Source organism: Venatorbacter sp. C2-1, assembly GCF_022832715.1.
Taxonomy (GTDB): domain Bacteria; phylum Pseudomonadota; class Gammaproteobacteria; order Pseudomonadales; family Oceanobacteraceae; genus Venatoribacter; species Venatoribacter alkanivorans.
Genome location: NZ_CP094879.1, coordinates 4,092,185 through 4,115,771 on the forward strand (window position 1 = coordinate 4,092,185; position 23,587 = coordinate 4,115,771).

Genomic DNA, 23,587 nt, shown 5'->3' on the forward strand with positions numbered 1-23,587 from the left:
AACGCCGGCTCTCTATGTACCGGCTAACACTTTTACGACTGCATTCTCGACAAAGGTGCCACACGCATCACTTCTGCGACCGTGGTCATGCCTGCGGCGACCTTATGTGCACCGCTTAAGCGCAGGCTGTGCATACCTTCTTTCATTGCCGCCTGACGCAGTTTGATATGATCCATCTGGTCGTTGATCATCATTTCCAGATTCTCGGTCATAGGCATCACTTCATAAATACCCATCCGCCCCATATAACCGGTGCCCCGGCATTCGAGGCATCCTTTGGCGGCGTACACATGCTCCGGCGTTTTCACCAGCCAGGGAGCCGTCAGCTGCTTCCAGGCGTGCTCATCGACTTTTTCTTTCATCTTGCAGTGCGGGCATAACGTCCGCACCAGACGCTGCGCCATCACACCCAGTACGCTGGAACGGATTAAATATGCCGGCAGCCCCAGCTCCATTAAACGGGTAAAGGCCGAGGGGGCATCATTGGTGTGCAGGGTAGAGAGAACCAGATGGCCGGTTAATGCCGCCTGAACGGCAATTTCGGCGGTCTCAAGGTCACGCACCTCACCGACCATGATGATATCAGGGTCCTGACGAAGTAAGGCGCGCACGCCACTGGCGAAGGTCAGGTCGATGCCGGGGTGTACCTGCATCTGGTTAAACGCGGGCTCCACCATTTCGATCGGGTCTTCGATGGTGGACACGTTCACTTCCGGCGTCGCCAGCTGTTTAAGGGTGGAATACAGCGTGGTGGTTTTACCGGAACCGGTCGGCCCGGTAACAAAAATGATGCCGTGGTTGTTGCGCGTCATTTCCGCCCAGCGGCGATTGTCTTCTTTGCTGAAACCCAGCTCAGAGAAACTGCGCACCAGCACCTGCGGATCAAATACCCGCATCACCAGTTTTTCGCCAAAGGCGGTCGGCAGCGTCGATAAGCGCAGCTCCACTTCCTGACCGGACGGGGTTTTGGTTTTTAAGCGGCTGTCCTGAGGTTTGCGCTTTTCGGCGATGTTCATCCGCCCCAGCGATTTGATCCGCGCCACCACCGCCATCGCAACCTGCGCCGGCAGTTCGTAAACATTGTGCAGCACACCGTCGATACGGAAGCGCACATGGCCGACTTCGCGCCGTGGCTCGATGTGAATATCACTGGCACGCTGATCGAAAGCGTACTGCAGTAACCAGTCAACGATATTGACGATGTGCTCGTCATTGGCGTCCGGCGCGCGGGCTTTGCCCAGCTCCAGCATGGACTCCAGATTCTGCACCACGCTGGCGCCTTTGTGGCTCTGGCGTGCACGATTGACCGAGTTGGCCAGCTGATAAAACTCTACGCGGTAACGTTCGATATCACTGGGCGCAGCCAGCACACGTTTTACCTGACGACGGGTAACGTGCTCAACGTCGGCAATCCAGCTGTCCACTTCCGGCTCGGCACAGGCAACCACCACGGTATCGGTGCTCACTTTCACCGCCAGAATACGGTGACGTTCAGCAAAGGCGTAAGACATCACATCGGTCACTGCCGACACGTCCACTTCCAGCGGATCGATCTGCACGGCTTCCATTTTATGGCGCTCGGCCAGCCAGTCGATCAGCAGATGCTCATTTAACACCCGGCCTTTGTGGCGGGCGTCGGCGAAATTCTGTTTACCCAGCAGGGTGAGGACGTGCAGGCTTTTCTCTTCCGGCTTACGACGGATGCTCAGCGCCAGCTGATGATCTTCGTCGTTGAGCAGCTGGTCGCGGCGCAGATCTTCAATCAGCGATGGTAATGAGAGTTGGCGTTCCGCCTGAGCCTGCATGTGTCATTCCCTAATCCGTGTATTTTTTCTGCGCACCCGCCTCAGAGTTGTCTGGCCAGATGCTGCAGGTGCTCTTCTGCCCAGCCGCTGTAGTCATCGGCCGTGCGTTGTTCAGCGCCAGCAGCCGGGTTCAGTGGCGGCAGGGGCCAGGGTCTTTGTAACAAAGTTTCTGCGTTAAGCATATCAGACAGCGCACGCCACACTGTTTCACCGGGCGCATTCACCTGCGGCAATGCACGGGCATAATCACAGGCCATACACAGCAGAGCCAGCTCGTGTGCCATGCCACGCCACTGCTCGGTCGATTGTGGTCGCTGACGTTTAAGCTGTTCCAGCAACGGCTGATGCTGACGCAGCAGGTGACGCAACCAGTGGCCTGCCTGCTCGCTGCCTTCTTTTAGCGGCGGCAATGCATACAAGGCCGCCGCTGCCTGTGTCAGCGCTTGTGCCAGCACCGCGTCATCACGCAGCTGTTGCAGGCGCTCCATCCAGACCGCCTGCAGGCTGTTTAGTTCGTCGCGCACGTCACTTTCTTCATCGGCAGAGCGCAGATAGCTGAGCAGCTGGGCCGTGGCCGCCAGCTGCTGCAGTGGCTGTTGCAGCTGGTCCAGTGCTTCACGCAGGGCGCGGGTCTGATTACGGCGGATAGCCTTACCGGCCAGCTGCGGCAGGGCACGCAGCGCCTGCCAGTGTGTCCAGGCATCCAGCGCACCATGAATATTGTTGTCCCACAGGCAATGCTCCAGCGCACGCTGCAGGTGTAAGAGTTCATAGCTCAGCCACTGCGGCAGTGCGGCGGCCATATCGTCTTCGGCGCTCACGCCCGGGGTCTGTGCCCAGGGCTGACTGAGGCGCGCCAGACGGTAGCCACGTTCGGCCTTGCTGATATCACTCAGCCAGAGTGGCGCCTGTTCGGCCAGCTGCAGGGCCATTGCCCACAAACCGGCGGCATCGCCCTGTTTTAATTCCAGCTCGACTTCGCACAACGGCAGGGTCTTGCGCCCGCTGCTCACCTCGCCCTGATCCAGCACCACTTCGGCTTCACAGCCATCCAGCTGCCACAGCCAGGCCTGGCGTTCAAAATGGGTGGTGAAGATTTCGCCCAGCTCAGCAACATTGATGCTGGCTGGCCAGTGCTCAGCCACTTCGGCACTCTGCAGTAGGGTACTGTCGAGCTGTGGGGAGGTTAATGGCCAGTTCCATTCACCACGCTGATGTATGCCGGCCTGGCTCTGGCCACGGGTTTTAAGCGTCTGTTCGTAGCCATCACCGTGCTGGCGGATACGCAAAGCCGCACGGGCCGACGATAACGCCGCTGCGGGCGTATCGAGGTACCAGTTTTTCAGCGTAGAATGGCTCAGAGGCCGGGCCTGAGTGTTCAGGAATTGAGTCAGCGCAGGCAAAGATTGCGGGCTGATGCGGAGCTTGAGTTCGGTTTCTTTAGTCATGGCGCTATTGTCATGAGGCGCCCCGCTATAAGCAAGCTCAGTGATGCTTTAAACACTGTTATTAACAGCGTCGTTATTTATAAAAGGCCAGTTATGGATCTGATCAGCCGTCTTACCACCCTTATTGCTCACAACAGCATCAGCTCGGTGTTGCCGGAATACGATGAAAGCAATCTGCCGGTGATCAACACTCTGGCCCAGTGGTTCAGTGAGCTGGGCTTTGCCTGCGAAATTCTGCCGCTGGAAGGCTTCCCCGGTAAAGCCAATCTGATTGCCACCCTGGGGCGCGGTGATGGTGGCCTGGTGCTCAGCGGTCATACCGATACCGTGCCCTGTAATCCGGAACGCTGGCAGTCCGACCCTTTTACCCTGACTGAACGTGACGGCCGTTTTTACGGGCTCGGCACCTGCGATATGAAAGGCTTCTTCGCTCTGGTTCTCGAAGCCCTTAAGCACTATCAGGCCAGCGACTTTAAACAGCCGCTGATTATTCTCGCCACCGCCGATGAAGAAAGCTCCATGTGCGGTGCGCGCGCGCTGGCGCAGCAGGGTAAGCCGAAAGCGCGCTATGCGGTGGTCGGTGAACCCACCAGCTTAAAACCCATCCGTATGCACAAAGGCATCATGATGGAGAGCGTGCGCTTAACCGGTAAAGCCGGACATTCATCCAACCCGGATCTCGGCATCAACGCCCTCGATGCCATGGTGCCGGTGATGAATGAATTAATGAATCTGCGCCGTGATCTGGCCGGCCGTTATCAGAACGCGCATTTTGCAGTGCAGGTGCCGACGCTCAACCTTGGCTGTATTCACGGTGGCGATAACCCCAACCGTATCTGTGGCAGCTGTGAATTGGCCTTCGATTTACGCACCCTGCCGGGTATGAGCAACGACGATCTGCGCGAAGAAATCCGCCAGCGGTTAAACCCCATTGCCGAGCAGAACCGCGTCGAGTTTTCTTTCGAGCCGTTATTTCCCGGCGTGAATTCTTTTGAAACCGCCGCCACCAGCCCACTGGTTCAGGCCGCCGAACGCTTAACCGGCCATATCAGCGCCGCCGTTAATTACGCCACCGAAGCACCTTTTCTGCAGGAACTGGGCATCGACACCATTGTGCTCGGGCCGGGTAATATCGATCAGGCGCATCAGGTGGATGAATATCTGGCGCAGGATCAGATTGAACCCTGTGTGGAATTATTACGCGGCCTGATTGAGCGCTTCTGTCTGCACCCTTCTGTCTGAGCGCGGCTCATGCTTAAATCAACGCCAACATTAAAAACCTGTTTCAGGAGTGAAAAAGCCGAGTGAATCCAGATACCACCGCTTACGTGCAATGGTTCCGTCAATCATCGCCGTACATTAATGCGCACCGCGGTAAAACCTTCGTCATCATGTTCGAAGGCGATGCCATTGCGCACGACAATTTCAATCATGTGGTGCAGGACATCGCCCTGCTGACCAGCCTTGGTGTACGCCTGGTACTGGTGCATGGCGCGCGACCACAGATTGATGCGGTATTAAGCAAGCTGGATATCCAGAGCCGTTTTCACAACGATTTACGCATCACCGATGGCGAAGCCTTAAATGCCGTAAAAGCAGCGGTCGGTATGGTAAAAGCCGATGTCGAATCACGCCTGTCAATCGGCCTGCCCAACTCGCCGATGCACGGTGCACGCATCCGCGTGGTCAGCGGTAATTTCGTCACCGCCAAACCACTGGGTGTGATTGACGGTGTTGATTATCAGCACACCGGCGAAGTGCGGCGTATTGAACATCAGGCCATCAGCGAATTACTGGCGCAGCGTAACGTCGTGCTGCTGTCATCGGCCGGTTACTCGCCGTCGGGTGAAATGTTTAACCTCACGGTCGAAGACGTGGCACAGCACACCGCCGTGGCACTGCGCGCCGATAAATTAATTATTATGGGCGAGCAGTCCGGATTGCTGGATGACGACGGCGAGCTGATTAAAGAATTAACCTGTATGGATCTTGAACCGCGTCTGCAGGCCTGGAAAGGCGAAGTGCGCTGCCATGCCGAAGCGGCGATAAAAAGCGTGCGTCAGGGCGTGCCGCGGGTACACCTGCTGAGTTACGCCGACGACGGTGCCCTGCTGCAGGAATTATTCTCACGCGAAGGGCGTGGCACCATGGTCACGCAATACGCCTACGATCAGCTGCGTAATGCCAGAAGCGACGATGTGGTTGGTATTCTTGAATTACTGCGTCCGCTGGAAGATCAGGGCATTCTGGTGCGCCGTTCACGGGAATTACTGGAAAACGAAATTCAGCGTTTTTATGTGATTGAACGCGACGGCATGATCACCGCCTGTGCGGCGCTCTACCCTTACTCCGACGATAAAGCCGAACTGGCCTGTGTGGCCGTGCATGCCGATTATCGTGGTACGAATCGTGGTCAGCGTCTGCTCGAACAGATTGAGCAGGAAGCCCAGCGGCGTCATTACAAACAATTATTTGTGTTAACCACACGTACCGCCCACTGGTTTATCGAAAATGGTTTTGTTGCCGGTGCCGTTACCGAATTACCGCAGGAGCGGCAGAAGCTGTATAACTTCCAGCGTAATTCCAAGGTATTTTTCAAATCCTTGTGAGTAATAAGCAACCGTGATTTCACTCTCTCACCTGGGGCGCGAAATTCATCGGCGTTACGATGAATTCGGCCCCATTCTGGTGTTCGACGACGGCAATAAACGCTATTTAAGTTTTGGCACCGCCGACGAACAAAGCTGCCAGCTGAAAAGTGCGCCACTGCAGTTACAGCACGAATATGCCCGTGCCATGGTCGCCGTGCTGATGCAATCCGACGCCTCGACACCACCGGCAAATATCACGCTGCTGGGAACCGGCGGCGGTACTCTGGCCAGCACACTGTTCCACTGGCTGCCGCAGGCAACGATTCAGACGGTCGATCTCCGTCAGGCAGTATTTCAGATCGCGCAGCAGTATTTTGCTCTGCCCCGTGACAAGCGTCTGAGCACCCATGTCAGCGATGCCGCCGAATTTTTACGCAACAGCGAGCAGGGACAGTGCGATTTATTAATCTGCGATCTGTATCTGGCCGATGGCCTTGATCCGCTGGTATTGCAGAGCGACTTTCTCGATTTATGCGAACGCCATTTATCGGCTCACGGCTGGCTGGTACTGAATTTGTGGAAAGAACACCGCGAACAGACAGACTGTCTGGCACAGTTAAAACAGCGTTTCCCGCAATTGCTGCAAAGCACCACCACCGATGGCAACTGGATACTCTGGGCCAGTAAATACGCGGAAATTGCCGATAAAAAAACGGCCCGCGAACGCTGCGTGCAGCGCTCCCCACTGGCCGGTTTTAATCTCTGGAGTGTGGTAAAAGGCTTTTACCGCCACCGCTGATACAGCCGCACAGCGCACTGGTGCCTACAAAGAATTACAAACTTCCCGGCTTAGTGACACGAACAGCCGTTGCCGCCACTGCAACCATAGGGTAGCGTGCTGATTACAAGATCAGTACGGAGCAGACCTCTGACTGCCCACGTCTGATCACCAGAATAACAACAAGAGTACTCAGTATGTTGCAGTCGCTTATTCAGATCGGCCTGCCGGTCGCCCTGATTTTAATTATGGTCGGCGTTGGTCTCGGCCTGACTCCGGAAGATTTCCGTCGTGTATTCCGCCAGCCGAGAGGCTTTCTGATTGGTGCCTTCTGTCAGATGTTACTGCTGCCACTGATCGCGATGGCGGTCATCGCCGTGACCGGTCTGCATGGTGAAATCGCCATCGGCCTGTTTATTCTTGCTCTCTGCCCCGGTGGCACCACCTCCAATCTGTACAGTTTTCTCGCCCGTGCCGATGTTGGCCTGTCGGTGTCGCTGACGGCGGTGATTGGTTTTATTACGCCGTTCACCATTCCGTTACTCGGCGTCTGGGCCATTAACCATTACAGCGATGCCGGTTCACACTTTGAGCTGCCGATTGTCAGCACCTGGATCAAGCTGATGATTATTACCGTGATTCCGGTGGTGATCGGTATGGCGATCCGCGCAAAATGGCAGCAGTTTGCCCGCCGTATGGAACCGCTGATCACACGTTTTTCTGTGATTGTGCTGGTTGCGGTGATCGTCTCTATCTGTATTAACCTCGGCGATAAGCTGATCGGCTTTACCCTGCAGGCCGGACCTGCCGCACTGCTGCTGAACATCAGCACCATGGGTCTTGGCTATCTGGCCGGACGCTGGTTCCTGCACAGCGAAGCGCAGGCACGTGCAATCAGTCTTGAAGTCGGTTTACAGAACGGAACTCTGGCCCTGCTGATCACCACCAGCATTCTGCAGAGCGCCGAAATGTCGATCGCACCCAGCGTTTACAGTCTGATCATGTTCGTCAGTGCCAGTTTGTTTACCATTGCAGTCTTACGCCGCGACCGTCGCCAGGTTGCGGTGGCCTGAAGAGAATATTCCCTGACGGACAGCGTGGCCGGGCAAACAGCGTCCGGCCCGCCGTCAGCTGTCTCAGGATGTAACTAAACACATTTTTGTGACTCATCTCTCGGTAAATTGTCTTAGCAAATCCCCAACCAACGTACCATTTACGCTAGAATCCGCGCCTCACTGACGGAGGACTCTATGCGAACCCGAACTTTATCAACCACCAAGAGCCTGTTGCCTTGTGCGTTACTGCTTTGCAGTGCAGGCCAGGCAATCGCTGATAACGGCCTTAACGTTTATGGCTTTCTGAATGCCGGCGCTTACTACCTCGACGAAGACGACATCACCATTGAGTCGTATGAGTCGGGCAGCCCGCAATTCTTCAACCGCGACACCATGATGGGCCTGCAGATCAGTAAAGAGATCAGCGAGCGCACCAGTGCCACTATCCAGCTGACCGCCAAAGGTGAAGAAGATTTCGCGGTACGCACCTCGCTGGCCTTTATCAGCCACGCGCTGAACGACAGCACCGATATCCGTTTCGGTCGTCTGCGTATTCCGTTCTTCTACTACTCCGAATTCCTCGACGTGGGTTACGCCTACAACTGGATCCGTCCAACCGGTGATGCTTACGGTATTCCATTCTCCGATTACAACGGTGCCGACATCATCAAACGCTTCAGTTTTGACAGCTTCGACGGTCAGATTCAGCTGAACTACGGCCGTCGTGACAAAGAAATCGTGTTGTTTAACGAAGCCTATGAGTCCGAGCTGAACAACTTCGCCGGCGCTACCCTGAACCTGTATATGGGTGATTTCGGTCTGCGTGTTGGTATGCAGCAGACGCAGATGACGCTGGATTCTGCCGCAGATATGCAGACTCTGATCGATGTAGGGACAGGTACTAAAACCCCCGATGAGGCCCTGTACGATCTGGCCGCCAGCGGTGCCCGCCGTATCGATATCGCCCAGACCGCCGCCACCCTGCTGACAAACAGCATGAGTGAGGAAACCAAGGAAACGTTCAACTTCGACGACAAGAAAGCGCGTTACTACAACCTGGCAACTACCTGGGATAACGGTGACTGGAGCTTTATCGCCGAGACCGCAATCATCAACTTCGACTCCGGCCTGTATGTGGATAACTTCGCCTGGCTGGCGTCTCTGGCCAAGCGTTTTGACGCTCTGACCATTCACACCACCTACTCTACCTCGCGTGACCGTCTCGACGGCGGCGATGTCGGCAAGGTGCAGGAAATGATGATGCTGCGCGGTGAAGACGAAAGTATCACCCTCGGTATGCGCTACGACCTGGATGAAGCGACCGCCTTTAAACTGGAAGCATCACACCACATAGAGGAAACCAATCAGGGCCTGCCAGGCGCCTCCGGAACTCTCTACCGCGCCGCATTACAGCTGGTATTCTGAGGAGCTAATACGCATGAAATTTATCAAAGCCCTGGGAATGACCACACTGCTGAGCCTGAGCGCTGCAAGCTGGGCTGACATCGCTGTGATCGTCAATCTGAAGAATAACAATACCTACACGGGTATCGATGCCGACCTGATCGAACGTATTTATCTGGGTAAGGCCAGCAAGTTTCCTGATGGGACTGCGGCCGTGCCTTACGATCTGGCCAAAGGCGACAGCGTACGCGAAAAGTTCGGACGTAAAATTCTGAACAAAAACCCGTCACAGCTGCATGCTTACTGGTCACGTTCAATCTTCTCCGGCAAGAAGCAACCGCCACGTGAAGTCGGTGACGCTGATGCCATGAAGGCTGCCGTTGCCGCCGACCTGAACGCCATTGGCTACATCAACGCCTATGCCGTTGATGCCAGCGTTGCGGTGCTTTACACCATTAAAGACTGACACTGGCCCCGGACGCATGCGTCCGGGGCTTTTTTGTAAGCACAACTCGTCTTATTCTTGCCCGCCTAATTTCAACAAGGATGCGAATACATGATCCGAGCATTTCTGATGATCGCTTTACTGACCGGAACCCTGCCGTTCTCTCAGTTACAGGCCGCAGAACTGGTACTCAACGGCAGCGCTTCCTATTACTACCTGACCCGCGAATACTATGTTGCCGGTCTTTATCTGCCCGCTCCGGAACAGGACCCGGACGCCATTCTCTCGCCTGACACTGCCAAACGCATGCAGCTGATTGTCAGTACCGAACGCTGGTCGCCACGTAAATGGGCACAGCAGTGGCAGAACAATATCTCCATCAATAACGATAACCTCAGCGCCGATACTCAGGTACAGCAGGCGGTGATGGAATTTACCCAGTTTCCGCGTGACGACCTGCACCGCGATGACGAAATCCGTGTCGATTATCAGCCCGGCGGCAACACCCGCGTTCTGCTTAACCGCGAACTGGTGATTGAGAGCAGCGGCGTCGAACTGTTTAACTACCTGCTCAATACCTGGATCGGCAAACTGCCGCCATCGCGCGAGTTCCGCCAGCATATCCTGCAGCAGGACACCTCCGCCGCTGCCGAACAAAACCGTCGTCTGCTGCTGACCCATGAAATCCCGGCCGCACGCAACCAGCTGTATTCCGGCTGGCTCAACGCCGAGCGCGCTGCTCAGCAAGCCGAACAGGAACGCCAGCAGCAACAGGCACGGGCTGCCGAGCTGGAAGCCGAAAAAGCCGAACAGGAAGCCAGAAAACAGCGCGAGGCTGAAGCCCGCCGTCTGGCCGAAGAACGCGCCGCACGTGAAGCCGCCGAGAAGCTGGCCAAGCAACGCGCCGAGCAGCTGCGTCAGGCCCAGGCTACCGCCATCAAGGCTCAGGCAGAGCGTTTAGCCAAAGCGCAGAAACCCGCCAGCAGCAAAGCCAGCAACAGCAAAAGCACCGCGAAAAGCGCCGACATTCTCGCCGCCGAACAGGACTACTACCTGCAGCAACTGCAATGGCAGTTACAGCGCCAGCTGGAAGCCGAAGTCAGCTACCCGGCCTGGGCCAAACAGTTTGCTCAGGAAGGTCTGGTGGAAATGGATCTGGAGCTGAACCGTGCCGGTGAAACCTTCAACCTGCGCGCGCGTGATGACAGTGTCGCCAAGCTGTTAGTCAGCGAAGTACAGCGTGCGGTGCAGAGTGCGGCCAGCAAGATCAGTATCAACGACGATCTCGAAGGCCAGCAGTGGCCGCTCAGTGTAAGTTACCGCTTCTCGCTGCAGGGGGCAGAACAGCCAACCATGGCGATGCCACAGCCGCCCAAATCACTGCAGGTGAAAAAAGCGCCGCCGGCACAACAGGGACAGCTGCGTCAGAGTTACGAGGATGTGCAGCGTGAGCGTATTCTGAGTGCGGTTGAATATCCGAAAGCGGCTCAGATTCTGAAGAAAAAAGGTCTGGTGGAATTACAGGTGGAAATTCTGCGCGACGGTAAACTGGGCGAGATTAAAGAACTCAGCAACAACCGTCACCGCGAACTGACTCAGGCATTAATCAACGCCGTCAAACAGAACGCTCCTTTCCCGCCGCTGCCTGCAGAACTCAGCGACAGCAGCCTGAAGCTTAAAGTCAGCCACGACTTCAAACTCTGAGATATGCCCGCCATGCCCGTCTGTTAGCGCAGACAGGCATGGCACCAGCGACCTCACCAGGGCAGAGGTTCGGCCACTTCCGCCCAGCGCTGCTGCTGATCAATATCGGCCAGCTCATCTCCCAACCGCTCACAGGCTGCCAGTGCGATATCCCAGCGCCGGCGGCGCTCGCCGTAATCCGGGTAATCGTAAAAATCATCCAGGTCAGGAATGCGCCCACCGGGCAGCGTCGCTGCAAACTCCCAGGACGGCGCAATAATGATCGTGCGGCGATAATTCTCCCGCGAGGCCGTGCGCCAGCGCAGCTTCTTATCAAACCAGCCGCCTTTCGGGGCTTTGGCAAAATAGTGCGGATAAAGCACAAAGCCCTTTTCCGGCAGCACCGGTAAATCAAACTGATAGTCAGTGATGCCGCCATCACGGTAAGTACCGCGCGGTGCACCGGGAATATTACGTACTCCGGCAATCACCAGCGGAATCGCGCCACTGGCGAGAATCGCCGGCTGCAGATTATCTTCGGTTAAGGTCACATGGCGCGCCGGCAGATGCGGGTAATGATCAATCGGCGCACGCTGCGGATGATGAAACACCACCCGCTCAATCCACGGGCGCATGGCACTGCGGGCGAACAGGTTGGCGGTCATGGCGCCAGCCAGCCCCAGCGTTTGCGGTACCTTATGATCCGCTCCGGCCAGACCACGGCAGCGCGCCACCAGCGTGTGATAACGCACCACCGGGTTATTGATGATCTCCTGCGTACCGGTTGCGCCAAGGATCACATCCAGAATATGACGACAAACCGCTGCCACTTCCTGTGCTGTCGGTTTGGCCGAAGCGTATTGCTGGCTGATATAGGCCTCCTGCAGACGCGCATGGGCCGCGAGCGGATCGTTCTGCGCATAACAGGCCATACGCCAGGCACCGGCTGAGGTACCCAGTACATGCAAAGGCTGCCGGCGGTCGCGTACCCATTCACTCAGCAGGTAACGATCCATCGCCGCCAGCGATAACCATTTGGGGCCGCCGGAAGCACCCAGCATCATTTCGATATCGGATGACTGCAAACCATTGGCGCGGATATGCGCCAGCGCTTCGTGACCGGCAAAGATTTTTAAAGCGGGCTTCATGCCTCATGCTCCAGAACCACAGGAAGTGCTCTTTCTACCCTGTCTGCATGACAAAATTAAGGGGCAAAGATGCTAAGGGCCTGTCAACACTCATTAAACAGGCCCTGAGAAACCTCTGAATAACCTGCTATTCGCTCTGGATTAATGGAAAGTGCACGGCAGCCACAGGACGCGGCTGCCGTAAAACAATGCAGCGTCCGGCTACAGGCGGAACTGCATCATCTGTTTGGCCAGCTGCTGAGCCAGCTTGGCCAGCTCCTGTACTTCCTGCTGACACATGGTCAGACCGTCACTGGAGCGGCTGCTCAGTTCAGCAATGTTCTGCACATTGCGGCTGATGTCTTCGGTTACTGAGCTTTGTTCTTCCGTGGCTGTTGCCACCTGATGGCTGAGGCCCACCACATCACTGACGTTTTCGCTGATGCTGGTCAGCGCTTCGCCCATGCGTTTGGCTGCCGATACCGTTTCTGCGGTCGCGCCTTCACCGGCTTCCATGGCTTTAACGGCTCGCTGCGACCCCTGCTGCAGGCGCTCAATGATGGCTTCGATTTCGCTGGTCGATTCCTGGGTACGGCGGGCCAGATTACGCACCTCATCAGCCACCACGGCAAAGCCACGGCCATGCTCACCGGCGCGCGCCGCCTCAATGGCGGCGTTCAGTGCCAGCAGGTTGGTCTGCTCGGAAATCGCGCTGATCACCTGGATCACCTGACCGATATCGCTGACCTGCTGTGCCAGCTGGCCAATGGCATCGGCCGATTCACGGATGTCCGCCGACATGCTGTTTACCTGGCTTTCCGAGCGCTCCATATCACCGCGGATACGGCCGGCGTCGGTACCGACACTTTCCAGTTTGGTTGCCGTTTCCGTGGCGTTACGCGCCACTTCCTGCACCGTTGCTTCCATTTCGTAAATTGCGGTCGCAACCGAATCGGTCAGTTTGCTCTGCTCAGACGCCCAGCTGTGATTGGTGGTCACCACTTCTTCAATCTGTTCGGTATAGGTTTTTACCTGCTCAGCAGTATCGAGGATGCCGCGAATCATCTGCCGCTGCGATTCCATAAAGTCGTTAAAGCCACGCGCCAGCTGGCCAAGTTCATCGTTACTTTCGACTTTAAGAGTCTGAGTCAGGTCGCCACCGCCCTGGCCTATGCTGATCAGTGCCTGGGTAATACGGCGTAACGGCAGTGTCATCCGGTCAGCAAGGAGCGCAATCAGACCAAGAAAGACCAGTGCCGTCACGATTCCTACACCCAGCGATAACAACGTAGATTTGCGCAGCACACCGTAGATTTCCCCGCGCGGAACCTCCACCACCAGATGCCAGTCCACCTCATCCAGCTGCATGGCAGATGCAATGATCGGTTTACCGTCCCGCTCAAATTCCACCAGATCACCGGCCGTCGCTGCCAGCAACTGCTGGGCGTTAAGCGCCGGCATATGCTGTGCCAGTGGCACACCGGATAACTTCAGATCCGGGTGAATCAGTATATTGCCGCTATTGTCCGTCAGATAAACGATGCCGGTTTCAGCAAAACGGAATTGACGGATGCGTTCGGCCATTTCCTGCAGACCGATGCCTAAACCACTGATGCCCAGTGCTTTACCATTACGTTCGATGCGGACATTAATAAATAAGGTGGGTTTGCCGCTGGTTTTATCCACATCCAGCTGCAGAGCGCGTTTCAGGCCCTTATCGAGAAAGCCAAAAAACCAGCCGTCGTTCTCTGCGGTAACCTTACGGCTGATGCCTTTCTGGGTGTAGTAGTTGCGGCTCAGAGCCGATACAAAGTGAGCACTGTCAGCCTTTTGCCGGCGGGCAATGGCTTCAAGAAATTCCTGATTCAGCGGCCATTCCTCCTGCGGCTCACCACGCTCAATCCAGTTTTGCATCAGCGCGTTATCGGCAATCAGTTCAGAGGAGGTAATAGCGGCGGTCAGGTCTTTTTCGATTTCCTGGGCAATGGCCCGGATGTTCGCCGGCAGGGCAGAACCCAGCCAATAGGTCTCCAGCTGCTGGCGGCTTTGCCAGATGCCAATGCTGACGACCAGCGCCACACTCAGCAGCAGAGCACCGCCCATACTGAGCAGCAATTTCTGGCGAATGGTCATGAGGGGGGCTCCTGAAGGAAAATAGGGTTCCTTCAGATTAGCAGCCGAAAACAAGCCTGATTAGACCAGATACGACAGCTTGCTGTGACCAGCCCCCTTAAAGAGGCATAAACCAGCGGCGCTTGCCTGTCATTACATCAGGCCGGGTCACACGGATTAAACAGGCCTCAGGCAGCGGCCGACTGCAGCTGATAATGCCGCACCCGCCACAGCAACAATCCACCCATCAGCAGATTACCTGCCGCCGCGCCAATCAGCAGGCCCGGATAGCCACCCAGATCTGCACCAATAAAGGCGCCGGGCACATAAAAGGCAAACAGGCGGACAAAGTTAATCACCATCGAGGTCTGGGTACGCTGCAGGGAGTTCAGCGCAGAATTCACGCACAGCACAATACCCATGCCGCCATAGCCCAGAGGCAGCCAGCGTACGTACTCGACAATACTCTGCTGCACCGCCGGATCAGCGGAAAACAGCTGCGCCAGCCAATGACCCGTAACCCAGAAAATCAAACACACCGCTCCCTGCCACAAGGCCAGAAAACGGAAGCTGCTGTACAGGGCCTGCCAGATACGGTCGTACTGAGCGGCGGCATGATTCTGCGCAACAAACACCGGTAAGGTTGAAGTCAGTGCCAGAATGACCACGATGGCGAATGGCTCCAGACGCATGCCGACACCAAAACCAGCCACGGCTTCCGGCCCCAGCGGCGCCACCATCACCAGCAGAATGGCACCGGCTACCGGCACCATCATATTGGTGACCATCGCCGGAACACCCAGCTGCAGCATTCGTTTCCACAATACCCGCACATCGTGCCAGCCCATGCCATGACGGCTGATATAACCTTCACGGCGCTGGCGGGTCATAATCACCAGCAGCACCAGAATCCAGCACAGCGCACTGGCCAGCGCCGCGCCACCAATACCCATTCCCGGCAATGGCCCCCAGCCAAAAATCAGCAGCGGATCGAGTAACGCATTCAGCACCGCAGCCACCATCATCATCTGCGATGGCAGCTTGGTATTACCGGTTGCCCGCATGGCACTGTTCTGCATCATCATCAGCAGCAGTACGATGGCGCCGGGCCACCAGAACACCATAAAGCGGCGGATTTCCGGCAACAGCTCATCACCGGCCCCGAGCAAACGGAACAGGGCGTCATTGCTCAGCCAACCCGCCACGGCAATCACCACGCCCAGCAATAAACTGAGCAGCAAGCCCGCCATCGCGGCACGCTGTGCCTGCAGGTTGTCATCGGCGCCCACCGCGCGCGCAATTAAAGCGGACATGGCAATGCCCAGACCAATCGCCAGATTCATCACCAGCATGGTGACCGGCATAGCAAAGCCCACGGCTGCCAGACTTTCGGTGCCGAGCAGGCTGATAAACCAGGTATCGACCATATTGAAAAAGAAGACCGCCATAATGCCCAGCACCATCGGCTGAGTCAGGCTATAGAGTGTCCGGTTAACCGGGCCGCTGAGAATGGCTTGGCGCACACTGGCATCCTTATGCGTATTGTTTTTCTGCGCACACTCTACACTAAAACCACATAAGCACAGGCTGGCTTTGTGCTACGCACTGTTCCGCCAGCCGGGCCTTTATCCCGTCCTGCCCTTGCACAGATCCCCCCCTGTCGCTAACCTGCCGGCAAGTTTTTTTGCGCAGAGAGGATGCTATGCGTCGCCAAGCCCTGATTGTTTCATCATTCGCCGTATTGCCGCTGTTGCTGTCCGCCATGCAGACCAGCGCCGAAGAAGCCGTTGCTGCAGACGCTGCCGCAGCACCGGAATTCCCGATCTGGGGGGGATCTGCCGAGCTGGGCACCATCCGCACCTCAGGTAATACCGATACCTCCAGCATTAACGGTAAATTTGCTGTTAAGCGCGATGGTGAACTCTGGGATTCCAGCCTCAAACTGGATGCCCTGACCAGTAAAGAAGATGGCGTTACTTCAAAAGAAAAGTACCGCGGCACCGTTCAGTTTGACCGTAACTTCAGTGAGCATTCTTACCTCGCCATCGTCGGTGACGAAGAACGCGACCGCTTCAGCGGCTTTGAGTATCAGGCAACGTTATCCGCCGGTTACGGTTACCGCGCCATCCATGAACAGAATATGGAACTCGACCTTGAAGCCGGTCCCGGTTACCGTCGCGACAAGCTGAAAGAAACAGATGAGATCAATGAAGAAGTTATCGCCCGTCTGGTTGCCAGATACCACTGGACCATTCAGAAAGGCGTCGAGTTTATTGAAGAATTCAGTGCCGAACTGGGCGAAAGCAACAGTATCTATAAATCAGAAACCGGTCTGAAAAGTCAGATCAACGGCAGCCTGGCCACCAAGCTGACCTATAAAGTGAAGTACGTTGATAAGGTGCCGGCAGAAAGCGAAAACACCGATACCGAGTTTGGCGTTACTCTGGTGTACAGCTTCTGATCGGATTGTTCTGCCACCGCAGATAACAAAAAGCCCGCGTTATTACGCGGGCTTTTTGTATCCGATAAAACCGGATTATTTATCGCAGTCTTTATCTTTACGGTGACCATGATGGCCATCCAGGCCGTCTTCATCCGGGTGATGCCATTTGCGCATCTGCTTCTCTTTCAATGCCGTCCATTTTTCCTGCTGTTCGGCAGTCAGCACACTTTGCACCAGTTGTTCAAAGTGCTGGCGCGCCGCTTCACGCTGAGGCTGATCCAGCGGCCACTGATAGTTGTCTTTCTGCTCTTTAACGCCTTTCAGCAAAGTATCTTTCTGCTCATCGCTCAGATCCAGTTTACGGGCCAGTTCTTTAGCGTGTTTTTTCTGCATTTTGGCGTGCTGCTCGCGCATTAAGCTCTGCGCCTGCTCACGCTGTTCGGGGGTCAGCACCTGCTGGATTTCAGCGCGCATCGCCTGCATCAGTTCGTGTGCTTTGGCGCGGTTCTCACTGCGGGGCGTGTCGGCCTTACGCAACTCGCGGAATTTACTTTCGTAGCTGTCTTCAATTTCGTCGATGCGCTCTTCCTGGGCATCGCTCAGTTCCAGCTCATCGTCCCAGTCTATTTCGCGGTGCTTGCCACCAAAGGCCAGCGCCTGACTGGCCAGCAGCAAAGTACAGGCGGCACCAACGGCCTTGATTAGGGTCTGTTTCATCATTCGGTCCTCTGGCAATGCCAGGCAATGTGTACGCTTATCAGTGTACGGATTGCCACACAAAGTTGTGTCCGCCATTGCAAAGAATTGTCACAGGAAAACCATGGATATAATCCCTTATCAGGCGCGAGACGGACGGCGTGAATGTTCGTTATCATAGGGCATTTCTGCTGTACGACGAAGACCATGAGCGATACCAACAACGATCCCGAAGAGCAGCTGTTTCTGCAGGAAATGCAGGGCGTTAAGCCACTGCAAACAAAAGAGCGGGTCGAGCTGCGCAAGGCTGAGACGTCACAGGTCAGTGCTGCGGCACGCCGTCAGGCGGCACAGCAACAGCCCGAAGAACAGGATGGTAACCGCCTGCAGACCAGCGAGGTAAAACGCGTCGGTCCGCACGATGTCATCGGTTATAAACGTCCCGGTATTCAGGATGGGGTATTCCGCAAACTGCGGCTGGGTAAATATGAAACAGAAGCCCGCCTCGACCTGCACCGCCGCACCATCGACGAAGCACGGCGCGAGCTGTACCGTTTTATTCAGGATTGTATGGCGCACGATATCCGCAGTGTGCTGGTGCTGCCCGGCAAGGGTGACCGCAATATCAACGACCCGGCGGTATTAAAAAGCTATCTGGTGCACTGGCTGGAGGAGCTGGACGAAGTTCAGGCCTACCACACCGCGCAACCCCATCACGGCGGCGCCGGAGCTTTTTACGTACTGCTGCGTAAAAGCGAACGGAAAAAACAGGCCGCGCGCGAACAGTTCAGCAAAGGGCGTCTCTGATCACTCACTTGCTGCTGTAGTAATCCGCTGTTACCCAATATTCCTTACAATCCGCCAGACTCGCTGTTCCACAACAACAATACGGAGCAGCGCTCATGGCAAATATTCTCATTATTGCCGGCGATTACGTCGAAGATTACGAACTGATGGTGCCGTTTCAGGCATTGCAGATGGTCGGTCACAGCGTCAGCGTGGTATGTCCGGATAAAGCGTCCGGCGACAGTGTCCGTACCGCGATCCACGACTTCGAAGGCGACCAGACCTACAGCGAAAAGCCCGGCCATAATTTTGTACTGAATGCAGATTTCGCCAGCATTAACGAACAGGAATTCGACGCCCTGCTGCTGCCCGGTGGCCGTGCGCCGGAATACCTGCGCCTGAACAGCCGCGTGCTGGAACTGGTGAAACACTTCGCCAGCGCTGGCAAACCCATTGCTGCGGTTTGCCATGGCGCGCAGCTGCTGACCGCTGCTGATGTTATCCGCGAACGCAAAATTTCGGCCTACCCTGCCTGTGCACCGGAAGTCACCATGGCCGGTGGCATCTATGCCGATATCGCCGTCGATCAGGCTGTTACCGACGGCAACATCGTTACCGCTCCGGCCTGGCCTGCCCACCCGCAGTGGCTGGCGCAGTTTAATGCCCTGCTGCAGTAATCAGTACCTGTCAGAATCGGCATGATGCTGACTGCGCGTAAAGGAGGGTGCAATCACTTTCCTTTGCGCGACATAATGGGCACCGGACTGATTGCCTCAGGAAGCTTTCCATGTGTGAAATTTATTCAGGTGCCGAACCGGAACTGTTTGAACTGAAGACCCGTTCCATCCGTATCGATGGCGTCGTCACCAGTATTCGTCTGGAGGCTGTCTTCTGGCAATTGCTGGAGCAGATCGCTGCCGATGCCGGGCTGACACTGGGTACTTTTATTACCCGTATCTATCGTGAAGTGCTGGAGCGCCGCGGCGAAACCGGTAACTTTACTTCCTTACTGCGTGTCGCCTGCACGACTCACCTGAATCAGGGGCAGCGTCTGACACTCACCACCAGTGCCTATCAGGACACCATTAACGATAACCAGGAAACGGTACGCAAGGTATCCTGAGAGCTTCAGGCATTATTCGGTATCGGCCGATTTCAGATGCTGCTCTGCCCACAGATACTGGGCCTGCTGCAGCAGCGGCGGCATCCAGTTTTCTTCTTTTGCCTGCACCAGTACATTCTCTATCTGCGCGCGTAATTCCGGCGAATTACAGGCCGACTTTTTCGACAGGGTCAGATACAGCGGCTCGCTGCTGATTTCCTGCGCTAATGGATGGATATTCAGATAGCCATTACGCGCAGCGTAGGCACGGGCAGGATTCTCTTCATACAAAACATAATCAACCCGCTGACCATTCAGCATCTTCAGTCCCTGTTCCAGACTGCCAACCTGATGAACGGTGAGGTGCTTGCGGGCAAAATCATCAAACTCCTGACCAAAGCTGTTATGAATAACAGTAACACCCTGGCGGCCGACTAAATCTTCCCAGCGGTTAAACTCAAAGGGTTTTTCATTATTAACCCACACCACGGTACGGGTCAGCTGAAAGGCGGGGCGCAGGTAATCCATGCGCTCAGAGCGGGCATCGGTATAAAAGGCACCGGCAATAAAATCGATACGTCCGGCCGCAACTTCTTCCTGAGTCCGGCCCCAGGGACCGCTGTATTGCAGATCGATTTTTATATCGAGTTGTTTTGAAACTTTGTGTAAGAAGCCGGAGATTGCACCGGTTAACACTTCGGGATTTTGCGGCGACCGCCACAGGTAAGGCGGATATTCGGCATTACCACTGGCGGTAAATAAATGGCAGGCGTCCTGTTCTGCACTGGCGGAAATGCCGGTAATCATTACCAGCCAGAACATAACAATCTGTTTCATGAGTTGCACACCCCAACACAAATATCCGGGATCGGATTCAGTATAGGCGGCCACTAATTAATTGCCTGCTACTTTACTGCCAGCTCCGCATCCAGAGCATCGATTGCCTGCGCCATCCGTTCGCGGGTCATCTCTGCAAGGCGCTTCACATCGTCCTCACCCATACCCTCGGTACTGATCGGTTCCAGATAACGCGCCAACACTTTACCACTATGGAAGCGGTGCAGATCAATATTTTTATGCGTACTGCTGTACACCATTGGCACAACAGGTAAACCGGCTTCAATGGCAAGCGCAAAGGCACCGCTTTTAAAGGGTAATAATCCCTTACCACGCGAACGGGTACCTTCCGGAAAAATGTAAACCGCACAACCGCGTTTTTTTACCGTGCGCGCTACTGTGGCCATCGTTTCCCAGGCTTTGGCTTTATTGGTTCTGTTAATAAAAATATTACCAGCAAGCCAGAACAACAAACCAAATACCGGAATAAAACGCAGACTGCTTTTACCTAAAATGGCGATATTACCGGGCAGCATGCCGGGATAAATAAAAACGTCCAGAGTGTCCTGATGATTACCGACATAAATAGCCTGACCATCACCGACCGGAGATTGATTAAGCACTTTCATATCAATGTTCAGCAGCCAGCGGCCGAAAGAAAATATCTTGGCGCAGTCGCGGGTATTATTACGATGGAAAGGACGAATGATGCACAGCACCAGACCAAGCGTGCAGCCAAACAGAAAATAGCCGGTTAATACGACAGCACGAAAAACAAACAGCATGATGAAGTCTCTTATTATTGTTTATAGGTGCCGCTGAGCTCCATCTCCGGGCGACACATACAGCAGATGCAAAAACGCTATTGTTCTCACAGGACAGGCCGGCAGCAAGGTGCCGGCATGCCATTATTCTGTGAATAACAGGCATGAATGCCCGCTCGCTTGATTAACACAGAAGCAGTTAACGCAGAAACAGCTGGTAGGCCGTATTATCGGTTTCATCCCAATAACCATAGCCCAGCTCTTCCAGAAAACTGTGCAGCTGCTGCTGACGGTCATCAGCAACCTGCAAGCCAACCAGAACACGGCCATAAGCTGCACCGTGGTTACGGTAATGGAACAGCGATATATTAAAGTGCTTGCCCAGCTTGCGCAGGAAATTAAGCAGTGCACCCGGACGCTCCGGAAATTCGAAACGGTAAACCCGTTCATCATTAACGGCTGCCGGCGCATGCCCACCCACCATATGGCGGATATGGTACTTGGCCATTTCATCGTCGGTAATATCCAGCACCGGATAATTATCACCGTGCAGTTCATCCAGCAATGCCTGACGCGCACCGTGCTCAGCGCCAACTTTAACGCCGACATAAATCTGCGCCTGATGGTCATCGCTGTAGCGGTAATTAAATTCGGTAATCGGGCGCTTGCCGATCAGGCTGCAGAACTTCTGAAAGCTGCCAGGCTGCTCGGGAATGGTCACTGCCAGAATGATTTCCCGGCCTTCACCGATTTCTGCAACTTCCGAGATATAACGCAGCCGATCAAAGTTAACGTTGGCACCGCTTAAAATCGCCACCAGGTTCTGTCCTTCACAACCTTCACGCTCAACGTACTTTTTAACGCCGGCAATGCTTAATGCACCGGCTGGTTCACATACCGCACGGGTATCGTCGAACACATCTTTAATGGCGGCGCAGATTTCATCCGGCGTACAGGTGATCACTTCGTCGATATGATCTTTACAGATTTCCCAGGTGTTTTTACCGATCTGGGCCACGGCCACACCGTCGGCAAAAATGCCAACCTGGGGCAGAATAACGCGCTTTTTCGCTGCCAGCGCGGCCGCCAGACAAGCGGATTCGGTGCTCTCAACACCAATCACTTTAATTTCCGGGCGCAGCGCTTTGATATAAGCCGCCACACCGGCTGCCAGACCACCGCCACCGACCGGAACAAAAATCGCATCCACCGGGCCACTGAGCTGACGCAGGATTTCCATACCAATAGTGCCCTGACCGGCAATCACTTCCGGGTCATCGTAGGGATGGATGTAAGTCATGCCTTTTTCTTCAACCAGCTTCTGCGAATAGGCAAAGGCATCATCAAAGGCATCGCCCTGCAGTACCACTTTGGCACCACGGGCTTTAACCGATTTCACTTTAATATCGGGCGTGGTACGCGGCATGACGATGGTAGCTTTAATGCCCAGTTTCTGTGCCGCCAGTGCCAGTCCCTGCGCGTGGTTGCCGGCGGATGCCGCCACCACCCCTTTGGCTTTTTCTTCTTCCGTCAGCTGCACCACTTTGTTGTAGGCGCCACGCAGCTTAAATGAGTACACCGCCTGCTGATCTTCACGTTTTACCCAAATTCGGTTGCCCAGCCGTTCGCTCAGGAAGGGGGCAATATGCAGCGGCGATTCGACAGCAACGTCGTAAACGCGGGCGGCGAGAATTTTCTTCAGGTAATCGTTAAGCATGCCGGGGATTCCAAACAGACTGAAAAAATCGGTGCGGGAAGCACTCAGAGGTGAGCATTGTAACGCATCAGCGCATATAATTCGCTGCATCTGACACATCATAAGCCCGAGCTGCCATCATGACACAAGACGAACTGAAACGCGCCACAGGTATCGCCGCCGCCGACTATATCCGCCCTCATCTCGACGACGACAGCATTGTCGGTGTTGGCACAGGCTCTACCGCCAACTGCTTTATTGATGCCCTGGCCGAACACAAACACCTGTTTGACGGTGCGGTTGCCAGTTCTGAAGCTTCAGCCCAGCGTCTGCGTGATCACGGTATTCCGGTGTACGACCTGAACAGCGTCAGCAACCTCGACTTTTATATCGACGGTGCCGACGAAATCAACGAGCACCTGGAAATGATCAAAGGCGGTGGTGCAGCGTTAACCCGCGAAAAAATCGTTGCTGCGGTCGCCAAAGAATTTATCTGCATCGCCGATGAAACCAAACTGGTGAACCGCTTAGGCGCTTTCCCGCTGCCGGTAGAAGTGATTCCGATGGCACGCTCTTATGTGGCCCGTGAACTGGTTAAGCTGGGCGGCGATCCGGTTTACCGCGAAGGTGTAATTACCGATAACGGTAACTGCATTCTGGATGTGCATAACTTCAGCATCGCCTCTGCCATCGAGCTGGAAAGCAAAATCAACCAGATTACCGGTGTAGTCACCAACGGTCTGTTTGCCCTGCGTCCGGCCGACGTATTGCTGCTTGGCACCCAGAACGGCGTTCAGACCATCAAGGCTAAATAA

General features: G+C 55.3%; 21 protein-coding genes. 12 read left to right on the top strand and 9 right to left on the bottom strand.

Translation table 11 applies throughout. The features are described 5' to 3' along the window. Nucleotides 1–32: 32 nt before the first annotated feature. On the bottom strand, nucleotides 33–1,805 hold the full coding sequence (locus MT343_RS18435; RefSeq protein ID WP_145467723.1) for a GspE/PulE family protein: 1,773 nt from the start codon (nucleotides 1,803–1,805) through the stop codon (nucleotides 33–35). 41 nt (nucleotides 1,806–1,846) lie between these two features. Further along, nucleotides 1,847–3,253, bottom strand: coding sequence for a CYTH domain-containing protein (locus MT343_RS18440; RefSeq protein ID WP_145467720.1), 1,407 nt, complete (start codon nucleotides 3,251–3,253; stop codon nucleotides 1,847–1,849). A 93-nt stretch (nucleotides 3,254–3,346) separates the two neighbouring features. Between MT343_RS18440 and argE the strand changes: the two genes are divergently transcribed. The 7 genes from argE to MT343_RS18475 all read left to right on the top strand — a co-directional run bounded on the left by argE (nucleotide 3,347) and on the right by MT343_RS18475 (nucleotide 11,230). Next, entirely contained in the window at nucleotides 3,347–4,495 is a 1,149-nt protein-coding gene (gene argE, locus MT343_RS18445) for an acetylornithine deacetylase (RefSeq protein ID WP_186435834.1), read from the top strand. Nucleotides 4,496–4,557: 62 nt separating this feature from the next. Continuing rightward, nucleotides 4,558–5,862 (top strand): amino-acid N-acetyltransferase, encoded by a 1,305-nt coding sequence (gene argA, locus MT343_RS18450; RefSeq protein WP_145467717.1) that lies wholly within the window; start codon nucleotides 4,558–4,560, stop codon nucleotides 5,860–5,862. Between the two features lie 13 nt (nucleotides 5,863–5,875). Then, on the top strand, nucleotides 5,876–6,643 hold the full coding sequence (locus MT343_RS18455; protein ID WP_145467715.1) for a spermidine synthase: 768 nt from the start codon (nucleotides 5,876–5,878) through the stop codon (nucleotides 6,641–6,643). A gap of 176 nt (nucleotides 6,644–6,819) precedes the next feature. Further along, nucleotides 6,820–7,695: a bile acid:sodium symporter family protein gene (locus MT343_RS18460; protein ID WP_145467713.1), complete on the top strand. Its 876-nt coding sequence runs from the start codon at nucleotides 6,820–6,822 to the stop codon at nucleotides 7,693–7,695. 177 nt (nucleotides 7,696–7,872) lie between these two features. Then, nucleotides 7,873–9,102 (top strand): porin, encoded by a 1,230-nt coding sequence (locus MT343_RS18465; protein ID WP_145467711.1) that lies wholly within the window; start codon nucleotides 7,873–7,875, stop codon nucleotides 9,100–9,102. A 13-nt stretch (nucleotides 9,103–9,115) separates the two neighbouring features. Then, complete coding sequence (locus tag MT343_RS18470; RefSeq protein WP_145467709.1) at nucleotides 9,116–9,547, top strand: phosphate ABC transporter substrate-binding protein; 432 nt, start codon at nucleotides 9,116–9,118, stop codon at nucleotides 9,545–9,547. Between the two features lie 90 nt (nucleotides 9,548–9,637). Further along, nucleotides 9,638–11,230, top strand: coding sequence for a TonB family protein (locus tag MT343_RS18475; RefSeq protein WP_145467707.1), 1,593 nt, complete (start codon nucleotides 9,638–9,640; stop codon nucleotides 11,228–11,230). A 53-nt stretch (nucleotides 11,231–11,283) separates the two neighbouring features. Here the strand turns inward: MT343_RS18475 and MT343_RS18480 are convergent, their stop codons facing one another. The 3 genes from MT343_RS18480 to MT343_RS18490 form a co-directional block, all read right to left on the bottom strand. After that, nucleotides 11,284–12,357, bottom strand: a complete 1,074-nt coding sequence (locus MT343_RS18480; RefSeq protein WP_145467705.1) for a patatin-like phospholipase family protein — start codon at nucleotides 12,355–12,357, stop codon at nucleotides 11,284–11,286. A 201-nt stretch (nucleotides 12,358–12,558) separates the two neighbouring features. Next, nucleotides 12,559–14,469, bottom strand: a complete 1,911-nt coding sequence (locus tag MT343_RS18485; RefSeq protein ID WP_145467703.1) for a methyl-accepting chemotaxis protein — start codon at nucleotides 14,467–14,469, stop codon at nucleotides 12,559–12,561. A gap of 167 nt (nucleotides 14,470–14,636) precedes the next feature. Further along, nucleotides 14,637–15,971: an MATE family efflux transporter gene (locus MT343_RS18490; RefSeq protein ID WP_145467701.1), complete on the bottom strand. Its 1,335-nt coding sequence runs from the start codon at nucleotides 15,969–15,971 to the stop codon at nucleotides 14,637–14,639. A 179-nt stretch (nucleotides 15,972–16,150) separates the two neighbouring features. Between MT343_RS18490 and MT343_RS18495 the strand changes: the two genes are divergently transcribed. Then, nucleotides 16,151–16,909, top strand: a complete 759-nt coding sequence (locus MT343_RS18495) for a DUF481 domain-containing protein (RefSeq protein WP_145467699.1) — start codon at nucleotides 16,151–16,153, stop codon at nucleotides 16,907–16,909. Between the two features lie 75 nt (nucleotides 16,910–16,984). On the opposite strand, the gene MT343_RS18500 is transcribed toward MT343_RS18495, so the two are convergent. Next, nucleotides 16,985–17,611, bottom strand: a complete 627-nt coding sequence (locus tag MT343_RS18500; RefSeq protein WP_243989433.1) for a hypothetical protein — start codon at nucleotides 17,609–17,611, stop codon at nucleotides 16,985–16,987. Nucleotides 17,612–17,794: 183 nt separating this feature from the next. Between MT343_RS18500 and smrA the strand changes: the two genes are divergently transcribed. The 3 genes from smrA (at nucleotide 17,795) to MT343_RS18515 (ending at nucleotide 19,496) form a co-directional block, all read left to right on the top strand. Next, nucleotides 17,795–18,394, top strand: coding sequence for a DNA endonuclease SmrA (gene smrA / locus MT343_RS18505; RefSeq protein ID WP_145467695.1), 600 nt, complete (start codon nucleotides 17,795–17,797; stop codon nucleotides 18,392–18,394). A 95-nt stretch (nucleotides 18,395–18,489) separates the two neighbouring features. Further along, nucleotides 18,490–19,050: a DJ-1/PfpI family protein gene (locus tag MT343_RS18510; RefSeq protein ID WP_145467693.1), complete on the top strand. Its 561-nt coding sequence runs from the start codon at nucleotides 18,490–18,492 to the stop codon at nucleotides 19,048–19,050. 110 nt (nucleotides 19,051–19,160) lie between these two features. Further along, on the top strand, nucleotides 19,161–19,496 hold the full coding sequence (locus MT343_RS18515) for a ribbon-helix-helix domain-containing protein (protein ID WP_145467691.1): 336 nt from the start codon (nucleotides 19,161–19,163) through the stop codon (nucleotides 19,494–19,496). A 12-nt stretch (nucleotides 19,497–19,508) separates the two neighbouring features. Here the strand turns inward: MT343_RS18515 and MT343_RS18520 are convergent, their stop codons facing one another. The 3 genes from MT343_RS18520 to ilvA all read right to left on the bottom strand — a co-directional run bounded on the left by MT343_RS18520 (nucleotide 19,509) and on the right by ilvA (nucleotide 22,793). Then, on the bottom strand, nucleotides 19,509–20,312 hold the full coding sequence (locus MT343_RS18520) for a substrate-binding periplasmic protein (RefSeq protein WP_145467689.1): 804 nt from the start codon (nucleotides 20,310–20,312) through the stop codon (nucleotides 19,509–19,511). 68 nt (nucleotides 20,313–20,380) lie between these two features. Next, a complete protein-coding gene (locus MT343_RS18525; RefSeq protein WP_145467687.1) occupies nucleotides 20,381–21,097 on the bottom strand; it encodes a 1-acylglycerol-3-phosphate O-acyltransferase in 717 nt (238 codons plus the stop codon). A 178-nt stretch (nucleotides 21,098–21,275) separates the two neighbouring features. Further along, a complete protein-coding gene (gene ilvA, locus MT343_RS18530) occupies nucleotides 21,276–22,793 on the bottom strand; it encodes a threonine ammonia-lyase, biosynthetic (protein ID WP_145467685.1) in 1,518 nt (505 codons plus the stop codon). A gap of 119 nt (nucleotides 22,794–22,912) precedes the next feature. Here ilvA and rpiA point away from each other — a divergent pair, with 119 nt between their 5' ends. Further along, the gene (rpiA, locus tag MT343_RS18535; protein WP_145467683.1) at nucleotides 22,913–23,587 is read left to right on the top strand and encodes a ribose-5-phosphate isomerase RpiA; all 675 of its coding nucleotides are present in this window, start codon (nucleotides 22,913–22,915) and stop codon (nucleotides 23,585–23,587) included.